Consider the following 8,238-nt stretch of genomic DNA (forward strand, 5'->3'; position numbering starts at 1 on the left):
TGGGGGTTTTGTTCATCCCCACTGATTATTAGTTGAACCAATCGGACGTTTATGGACAGCCCGGCTCCCACCTAACTTCTTTGCTCCAACTGAATTTTGAGGTGGGAGTTTTACTGTCCGTTAATGCGGGATAAAAAAAGAGGGCGAATACCCTCTTTTTATACGTCATAATTCACTACATAATGCTGCATTTCTGTATTGTAGTAGCCTTCGCTATATTCAATTACTTCGCCAACTTCATCGTAAGAATAACGCATACGTTTTAATAACGCTGTGCCCTCTTTTTCACCTAACGCTTCTGCAACGAAACTAGGCGCAAGTCCAACAGCAAATTCATCTCTGAAGTTTTCTAAATGAATACCTCGGTCCTCGACTAAATCGTAAAGCGATTGCAAATCAAAATCCGATAAATCTGTACTTGCCATTTTCGCTGAGAAATAGTGCGTATAATGAATATACGGTGCATCATTTAACGTATATAAACGTTCAATACGAAAACTCTCTTTACCGAATAATCGAAATGGCACTGTTCCTTCTTCATTCTGAACGATTTCTGCTTTTAGCAATTTCTTCTGTACTTTATATCCTTCTTCCACTAACACTTCAGTAAATTTCTTACCCTTTGACAGTTTTGTCGCAGACGTGTTACGGATGACTTTCGTTCCTTTACCGCTTTTCTTTTCTAAATACCCTTCTTGAGCGAGTTCTTTAATCGCATTTCGTACTGTAATTTTACTCACCTTGAACTCTTCTTCTAACTGCGGTTCGGAAGGAATATTCGTATGAATTGCATATACACCATGCAATATTCGATCACGAATAATGTTTTTTATTTGTAAATATAATGGTCCTTTTTTCCTCGTTACGTTCACCGTTACACCCACTACCTTTCTACATCACCTACTGATGCCGTCATTGCCCGAAGTATATCCTTCTCTGATGACATTGGCGTATCACCGACGATTGTATGTGCAAGCATTCCAGCTGCTGACGCAAATGAAACAGCTTTCTCTGGTGCAAACTCTTCTATCTCGCCATGAATAATCCCGCTCGTATAAGCATCTCCAGCACCTATTCTATCATATACAGAAAACGTAAGTGTTTTTGCAAAAGTGAACGCACCATCTTTACATATAAATCCGCGAAGCGAGTGTGTATTATCGCTATTAATAGAGCGATGTGTACCAGCGATTGTAGCAATACTATACGTTTCAGCTACCTTTGGAATAAGATCAACAAGTTGCGCCTCTCGCTCCGTTTCGTCTGTTTTCATTCCTAAAACAAACATCGCATCTTTTTCGTTCATCATTACAATATCAGCTAGCCCTAACATTTCTTCATAATGCGGTTTCGCCTGCTCGTACCCATCTTTTCCCCAAAGTGATGGACGATAATTGCAATCAAAGACGACAGTTCCTCCGTTTTCTTTTACTGCTTTCGCTAAAGATTTCATATGATGACGCACCGTATCATTCATCGCAAGTGTAATCCCGCAAAAATGAACAATATCAATTTCCTTCGCGATTTCTTCAAATTGATACATTTCTTCACATGCCGTATTGAAGCTACTTTCTAATCGATTTGAATATGTAACGCGGCTTGCACGTGCTCCAAATCCATTTTCTAAAAAGTACATGCCGACATATTTACCGCCTCTTGAAACAAGCGAGGTTTGCACGCCTAATTTTTGAATGTAAGATAATGCAGCATCTCCAACCGAGTTTTCCGGTAAAGTAGAAATAAGAAGCCCTTCATGCCCGAGATGAGAAAGTGCTGCAGCAACGTTCACACCTGTACCAGAAAATGAGTATTTTAATGTATTAGCTTGCGATAACAATTCATATCCTGGTACTTGCAGGCGCATCATTACTTCGCCGAATGCTGCAATTTTCTTACGCATATTGATCAACTAACTTCTTCACGACTGCTAATAATTCACGAACATCTTCTACTTTCGTATTGCCAGTTTCTTTATCAATAATAGAAGAGTACACATGCGGGATCACTTGCTCTACATTTGCTTCAAGCGCAATACGTACAATTGTTTCAAAGTTTTCTTTATCGATTCCGCCCGTTGGCTCTAATGCGAATCCTTCTTCCGCACAAGCTTTCGCAACTGCGCGATATTCTTCTTCATGAGCTAGCCCTTTCATCGGGAAGTATTTCAATGAATTTCCGCCCATATCACGTACAAGTGCGATCGCTGTTTTAATTGGAACGATTGCTTTTTCTTCTCCAGCTGCACTAATTGGACCAGTAGAAATATTTACGTACCCTACTTTTCCTGTTGGCGATACTAAACTATTAATCCAGCTATCTTTTCCGCCAAGATTTGCACGTGTCGCTCCAACTGAAGGGAATACTTGGTTAATATGGCTACCTGGATAATGTTTCGCAATTTCAGCTACAACTGCTGCTTGGCGATTATCTCCTGCTCCTAGTCCGATCGATACAGCGTCATCAATTTCTTTTCCATATGCTTTCATCGCTGTAACAGCTTCTTCTACTGTTGGATAATCTTTTGATAATACACCTACTACTACATAACCTTCTGCTGCTTCAAAAATATCTTTCGCATTTCGGGTATTGTTCGCTAATACATTTAATGCTACGCGGCCTTTATAAAAACGTTTTTGAATGTTTGTCATTTTAGTTTCCCCCTACAATTTCTCTCAATTTTTCTTCAATCACATGTATATCATCACCTTGAAGTGGACGTGGATCGATATCAAAGAATCCTTGTCTTACTCCGTAATCACGTGTATAAATCGCAATCTCCCCTTCGCGTAATGCTGTCACAACGTCTTTTGCCGATTTATTTAATTCATTCTCGTTAATATGAACACGGGCTCTAAAGATTGCTCTTCCCGCTTCATCTTGAACAATCGTTACATTTACACCGTTTAATCCTTTTAGCGGCATAAGTACTTGTAACAACTCTTTTTCTTGCTCACTCTTATCTTCTTTTACTCCGTACTCATCAAGCGCTTGAAGTAAGCCAAATGTTGTTTCTTTCCCAACTTTCATACTTCTTCCGATGCAATGTAATTGCACTTTCAGCCACTCAATATATTTTCGTTTCCCACCAACAATACCAGAAGTAGGTCCTTCAATCGCCTTTGAACCGCTATAAATGGCAAGGTCTGCATACTTCACATATTTTTGAATGTCTTCTTCAGCTGCCGCATCTACGATAAGCGGTACGTTATTTCGCTGTGCTACTTCCCATGCTTCTTCAACAGAAATCATATTTTTTTGCACGGCATGATGTGATTTTACATACAGAATCGCTGCTGTATTTTCACCAATCGCATCTTCAATATGCTCTGCTTTCCCTTCATTTGCGTAGCCAACTTCTACAAGTTTTCCTCCGCCTAAGTAAATCATCGTTTCAACAGGAGCACCATACTGAACGTTATGACCTTTTAACATGATCACTTCATTTTTCGCGATGACCTCTTGATGAAGTCTTTCACTTTTACGGCGATTTCCTTCTGTCACGATACCAGCAATAGAAAGTGCAATTCCGCTCGATGCTGAATTCACAACAACAGCTGCCTCTGAATCTAGAATTCTCGCAATATGGTCTCCCGCTTTATCTACTAAATCAGCAATTTCCACATAATTTTGTCCCCCATGTTTCATCGCATCCATAACTGTATCTGTCGGAGCGGATACACCTAAAATACTCATTCTACCGCTCGCATTTATTACTCTTTTTAATCCGTACTTAGCATTCAATGAATGACCCATTGACTACAACCCCTTTCGTATCAATTCTTCTTTCAGCAATGCGCTGATCCCCTTCTGAATCTATTAACGTAATCTTCTCATCTTTCACCGTAAATAAAGTTAAATTTGCAATATCACCTTCTTGAATACGGCCAAGCTCAGGTTTCTTAAGCCATTCTGCCGCATGTTTCGTCACCGCATCAATCACTTCTTCTAGCGGATAACCTAAGTAAAGGAATTTCGAAAGAACATGAGCCATACTATACACTGGACCGTGCACGCGATTCTTCCGGTAAATATCTGTACTAATTGTATTAAAGGCAATACCGTGACGCTTTGCCGCCTCTGCTACTTTAAAAGAAAAACTAGCATTACCATGCCCAACATCTAAATGAACACCGCGCTTCACTGCATCTAGTAACACGGGTAGCGGTTTACCTTCTTCATCAAACAAATTATTTTCTTTCCCATTTAAGTAATGTGTAATAACATCATCTTTTTCTAAAAGAGGTACAACTTCCTCAATGCGAGGAGGCGCCGAACCGATATGTACCATAATCGGTAATGATGTTTCACGGGATAAAGAGCGCGCTACATGCAGCGGTTCAATTCCACTATCACAAACGACGCTTTTACTCATTCTCGCCTTTAACCCAACGACTACATCTTTATACTTTTCTACTGCTTCTATTACTTTCTCTTTATCGATCCATTCCATGTTGGATAATTCATCAATTCGTTTCAAACCGATGCGAGAAATATTTAAAAAGGCAAATAAATTCGTTTTTGCCTGTTCTCTACTTTTTACTAAATCTGCAATGCGATCAGCACCGCAGCTACCTGCATCAACAATTGTCGTTACCCCTTGCTTAACGCCAATTTCATCCACCTCATCGCCATACGGATCAAACTCTGGAAAAGCATGAACGTGCAAATCAATCCAACCACTCGATACGTAAGTACCTGAGTAATCAAGAACTTTTCCGCCCTCGCCAGCACCAGCTTTCGTCACCTGTGCGATTTTATTATTTTCAATTACAATGTCAATCTCTTCCCCGTTCACACGTTTCACATTACGTAGTACGAATCGTTCTGTCATTGTACTTCCACCCTTTTCTATAAGAAGCCATAAGAATACGCTTACATTAAAGTTTCATTTTATATCTCTTTCACACGTTTAGCGTAACACAAAAAAAGGGAGAAGTAAATATAACGTTATAATGTTTAAAAGTAAAATAAATAATACTCCTCAAAAGGCTGATAGTACAGGAATTTATATCAACGATCTTTCGAATATATCTACCGTAACTCACAATATATCAACGATCCCACAAGAAATATCGATCCCTTTCTTATATACGAAAAGGTTGCTCCAAAACGGAACAACCTCTTTTTCTATTCCTGAACCGTCACAATAACCCCGTCCATATTATTCCCCGAAATTTCATACTGCTTATTCGCTGGAACATTCACTTTCATGTTTCCGGAAACTTTATAATAAGAAATCGTATATTTCTTACCTTCCACATCGGTTGTAATTTCTTTTTTCTCTTTTAAGAAGTCCAAATATTCCTCTAATGTAATTTTCTCCTTTTGCATAATAGCACTATGCGGTAATCCTACATAACGTATATGCCACGGCTCATATTGAATGCCTGTAATATGACTTTTATTCTTCGGATAACGTAATACAAAACCGTGCTTCCATACATTCTCTGCAACCCACTTACCTTCAGGCGCTTTCTCCATTTTCTTTTGCGTTGATCCAACGTCCAGTGATAATCCTAAATTATGTTCACTGTATCCTGCTGGAAGTGCATAGTCAGAGCCCATTTTTTCATATAACTTTTCTTGCTCTTTAAAATCTCGATATCCGCTATTCATTAAGAAGTGCTGTACTCCGTCTTTTCCAGCTGCATCGACAACGTTCAAAAACTTTTTTACAACATCCTTTGATAAGCGAAGATTTCTATCAAATATGACGTAACCTCTTACTAATTCACTATTGTGATTTACATTTATAATATCAGACCTAATACTATCTTTTTTAACTGGGTAGTCTTTATTAACTAATAATAGATCCCCTTTATAAATTTGTTCTTTTGTAACCTCTACCTTTTTCATATTTTCATTCTTTACTGCACTATTTTCCCCGCCGATTTTCACATCAATTTCTTTTTGAAACAACGGTGATATATAAACGCCTACACAGATTGTGCATGCGATAAAAAAAGAAATAAATACCCACTTTTTCATTTCTAGTTCCTCCTTAACGTAACTTACGTCTAGAATAGAAAAAACTATTAAAATAAAAAGTGGGGTAAAGTTTAAATTTTTATTAAATTGTTACGTTCTCGTCTTTTGGCAATCGCACTTCAAACATTGTTCTAACTACATTACTTTCAGCAGAAATCGTACCATTATGCTGTTCAACAATATTTTTCGCAATAAACAGTCCAAGGCCTGTCCCGCCACGGTTCTCAGTTCTCGATTTATCACCTGTATAAAACATATCAAAAAGATACGGTAAATCTTCTTCTGGAATGCTATCTCCGTAATTCATAACTTGTACGACAACTTCTCCATTATCGATATACCCATTCAGATCAACAAATTGCCCATCATATCCGTAGCGAACGGCATTTGTTAACAAGTTTTCAAATACTCTAGCTAACAATTTTCCATCACCGTTAATCGGCAAATGCGGATCAATATTCAATCTAGCTTCTAAATGATATTTCTCTAATAACGGATACAATTCCTCATCTAACTGTATAAGTAGCTCACTTATATCAATCGGCTTTTTATCCAGCTTTAGCATGCCATAATTCATACGTGTAATTTCAAATAACTCATCAATTAAACTTTCGAGCCTTTGCGATTTCGTATATGCGATCGTGGAAAAATGTTTAATTTGTTCTTTTGTTAAATTCTCATCTTTAAGAATTAAATCTAAATACCCTAACACGGATGTTAATGGTGTCCTTAAATCATGAGCTAAGTTCACAATGAGCTGGTCTTTACTACTTTCAGCAAAGTCTCCTCTTTCCACAGCTTCTTTTAACTTTTCACTTGCAACATTTATTTCACGTGCGATCTCTCCAAACTCATCGTTTGATGAAATGCGCACTTCATTTGAAAAATCTCCGTTCGCCAAATGATGAATCCCGCTTGAAATCTCATCAAAGTATTTTAAGTATGGTTTAGTAAGGAAGAAGAAAAACATAATGGATAGCGGGATGAAAATAATTAAAAAGAAATTAACATCCCCAATTTGTTTTATCATGAACCGCACTTGAGCTAACGGATCCTCATAACGAACGACTAATTTGTAATAAATCCGTAACCCTTGATAAATGATATACGTTACGCCACCAGCAAATATCATACTTAACGCAAATAGCATAACCATCTTCGAGCGAAAGCTTCTCATCTTTTTAGCCATTGAAAGTATAACCTACTCCCCACACTGTTTTGATTAACTTGTTCTTTCTTTTATCTTCCCCAAGTTTTTTCCGTAACGTACGAATATGTACCATAACTGTATTTCCGCCTTCAAAATAATCATCTGCCCATACTTGCTGAAAAATATTTTCTACATTGTACACTTTCTTCGGATGGCTCGCTAATAAATATAAAATATCAAACTCTTTCGGTGTTAATTCAACTTGTTCTCCGTACACATTTACCGTTCTTCGCTCAGGATCAATAGTAACTCCGCCTACCTGTAAAGCAGATTTATTCTCTGCTACTTTCGGCTGATTTAATGTAAGAAATCGGCGTAATTGTGCATTTACACGTGCGACTAATTCAATCGGTGTGAAAGGTTTCGTCATATAATCATCTGCACCTAATACAAGACCTGTCACCTTATCAAAGTCCGAAGTTTTCGCACTCAAGAAAATAATTGGCATATGATGCTTCGCGCGAATTTGACGCGTCACCTCATACCCATCCATTTTCGGCATCATAATATCTAAAACCACTAAGTCGATTGGTTGCGTTTCAATAATATGAACAGCCTCTTCCCCATCCGCTGCCTTCACGACGTGGTACCCTTCTTTTTCTAAATGTATCTCAATTAAATCAGCAATTTCTGCCTCATCATCCGCTATTAAAATTGAAATGCGCTTCATTTTACTCCCCCTTTTCCCCCGCTATTTGCGGGCGGTAAGACTCCCACCTCAAAATTCGGGTGAATCAAAGAAGTTAGGTGGAAGATCAACTGCCCACAAAAGCCCGATTGGTGCGGGCTAATAATCAGTGGGGATGCCCCACTGATTAAAGTTTCACTTTATACGCTCGATTGTAAACTAGTCTATCCAATTTGTACAATACGAAAAGGTTACTCGCGGGAGTAACCTTAGTAAATGAAATTTATATCGGCGATTTTCGAAATATATCGATGATGTATAAAAGTATGTGTAAACATTTTTAGGCAAAAAATAAGGCAAAGTACCCCCTAGGTTTATCCAGAACCTAAAATGAAAGGAGACTTTGCCTCAT

General features: G+C 38.2%; 8 protein-coding genes. All 8 read right to left on the reverse strand.

Annotated features, from left to right (window positions below):
* Window positions 1–158 precede the first annotated feature (158 nt).
* The 8 genes from ACTFSI_RS26950 to ACTFSI_RS26985 all read right to left on the reverse strand — a co-directional run bounded on the left by ACTFSI_RS26950 (window position 159) and on the right by ACTFSI_RS26985 (window position 7,868).
* On the reverse strand, window positions 159–884 hold the full coding sequence (locus ACTFSI_RS26950) for a GntR family transcriptional regulator (RefSeq protein WP_000539282.1): 726 nt from the start codon (window positions 882–884) through the stop codon (window positions 159–161).
* On the reverse strand, window positions 884–1,900 hold the full coding sequence (locus ACTFSI_RS26955) for a sugar kinase (RefSeq protein ID WP_138320881.1): 1,017 nt from the start codon (window positions 1,898–1,900) through the stop codon (window positions 884–886). The genes ACTFSI_RS26950 and ACTFSI_RS26955 overlap by 1 nt, the downstream gene beginning before the upstream one ends.
* Window positions 1,893–2,648: a 2-dehydro-3-deoxy-phosphogluconate aldolase gene (gene dagF, locus ACTFSI_RS26960; protein ID WP_000181938.1), complete on the reverse strand. Its 756-nt coding sequence runs from the start codon at window positions 2,646–2,648 to the stop codon at window positions 1,893–1,895. The genes ACTFSI_RS26955 and dagF overlap by 8 nt, the downstream gene beginning before the upstream one ends.
* A gap of 1 nt (window position 2,649) precedes the next feature.
* Complete coding sequence (locus tag ACTFSI_RS26965) at window positions 2,650–3,753, reverse strand: DgaE family pyridoxal phosphate-dependent ammonia lyase (protein ID WP_270364245.1); 1,104 nt, start codon at window positions 3,751–3,753, stop codon at window positions 2,650–2,652.
* Window positions 3,731–4,831, reverse strand: coding sequence for an amidohydrolase/deacetylase family metallohydrolase (locus ACTFSI_RS26970; RefSeq protein ID WP_070807053.1), 1,101 nt, complete (start codon window positions 4,829–4,831; stop codon window positions 3,731–3,733). Before ACTFSI_RS26970 ends, ACTFSI_RS26965 begins: the two co-directional genes overlap by 23 nt.
* 296 nt (window positions 4,832–5,127) lie before the next feature.
* Entirely contained in the window at window positions 5,128–5,988 is an 861-nt protein-coding gene (locus ACTFSI_RS26975; RefSeq protein ID WP_044793628.1) for a M15 family metallopeptidase, read from the reverse strand.
* Between the two features lie 82 nt (window positions 5,989–6,070).
* Complete coding sequence (locus ACTFSI_RS26980) at window positions 6,071–7,177, reverse strand: HAMP domain-containing sensor histidine kinase (RefSeq protein WP_270364241.1); 1,107 nt, start codon at window positions 7,175–7,177, stop codon at window positions 6,071–6,073.
* Window positions 7,170–7,868: a response regulator transcription factor gene (locus tag ACTFSI_RS26985; protein ID WP_044793630.1), complete on the reverse strand. Its 699-nt coding sequence runs from the start codon at window positions 7,866–7,868 to the stop codon at window positions 7,170–7,172. Before ACTFSI_RS26985 ends, ACTFSI_RS26980 begins: the two co-directional genes overlap by 8 nt.
* Between the last annotated feature and the right edge of the window lie 370 nt (window positions 7,869–8,238).

The sequence above is a fragment of the Bacillus cereus group sp. MYBK101-2 genome (assembly GCF_051918845.1).
Classification (GTDB): domain Bacteria; phylum Bacillota; class Bacilli; order Bacillales; family Bacillaceae_G; genus Bacillus_A; species Bacillus_A paranthracis.

Bases quoted from the DNA above. Each gene is read 5' to 3' on its own strand.
- ACTFSI_RS26955 (WP_138320881.1), bottom strand. From the start codon at position 1,900: ATGCGTAAGAAAATTGCAGCATTCGGCGAAGTAATGATGCGCCTGCAA.
- dagF (WP_000181938.1), bottom strand. From the start codon at position 2,648: ATGACAAACATTCAAAAACGTTTTTATAAAGGCCGCGTAGCATTAAAT.
- ACTFSI_RS26965 (WP_270364245.1), bottom strand. From the start codon at position 3,753: ATGGGTCATTCATTGAATGCTAAGTACGGATTAAAAAGAGTAATAAAT.
- ACTFSI_RS26970 (WP_070807053.1), bottom strand. From the start codon at position 4,831: ATGACAGAACGATTCGTACTACGTAATGTGAAACGTGTGAACGGGGAA.
- ACTFSI_RS26975 (WP_044793628.1), bottom strand. From the start codon at position 5,988: ATGAAAAAGTGGGTATTTATTTCTTTTTTTATCGCATGCACAATCTGT.
- ACTFSI_RS26980 (WP_270364241.1), bottom strand. From the start codon at position 7,177: ATGGCTAAAAAGATGAGAAGCTTTCGCTCGAAGATGGTTATGCTATTT.
- ACTFSI_RS26985 (WP_044793630.1), bottom strand. From the start codon at position 7,868: ATGAAGCGCATTTCAATTTTAATAGCGGATGATGAGGCAGAAATTGCT.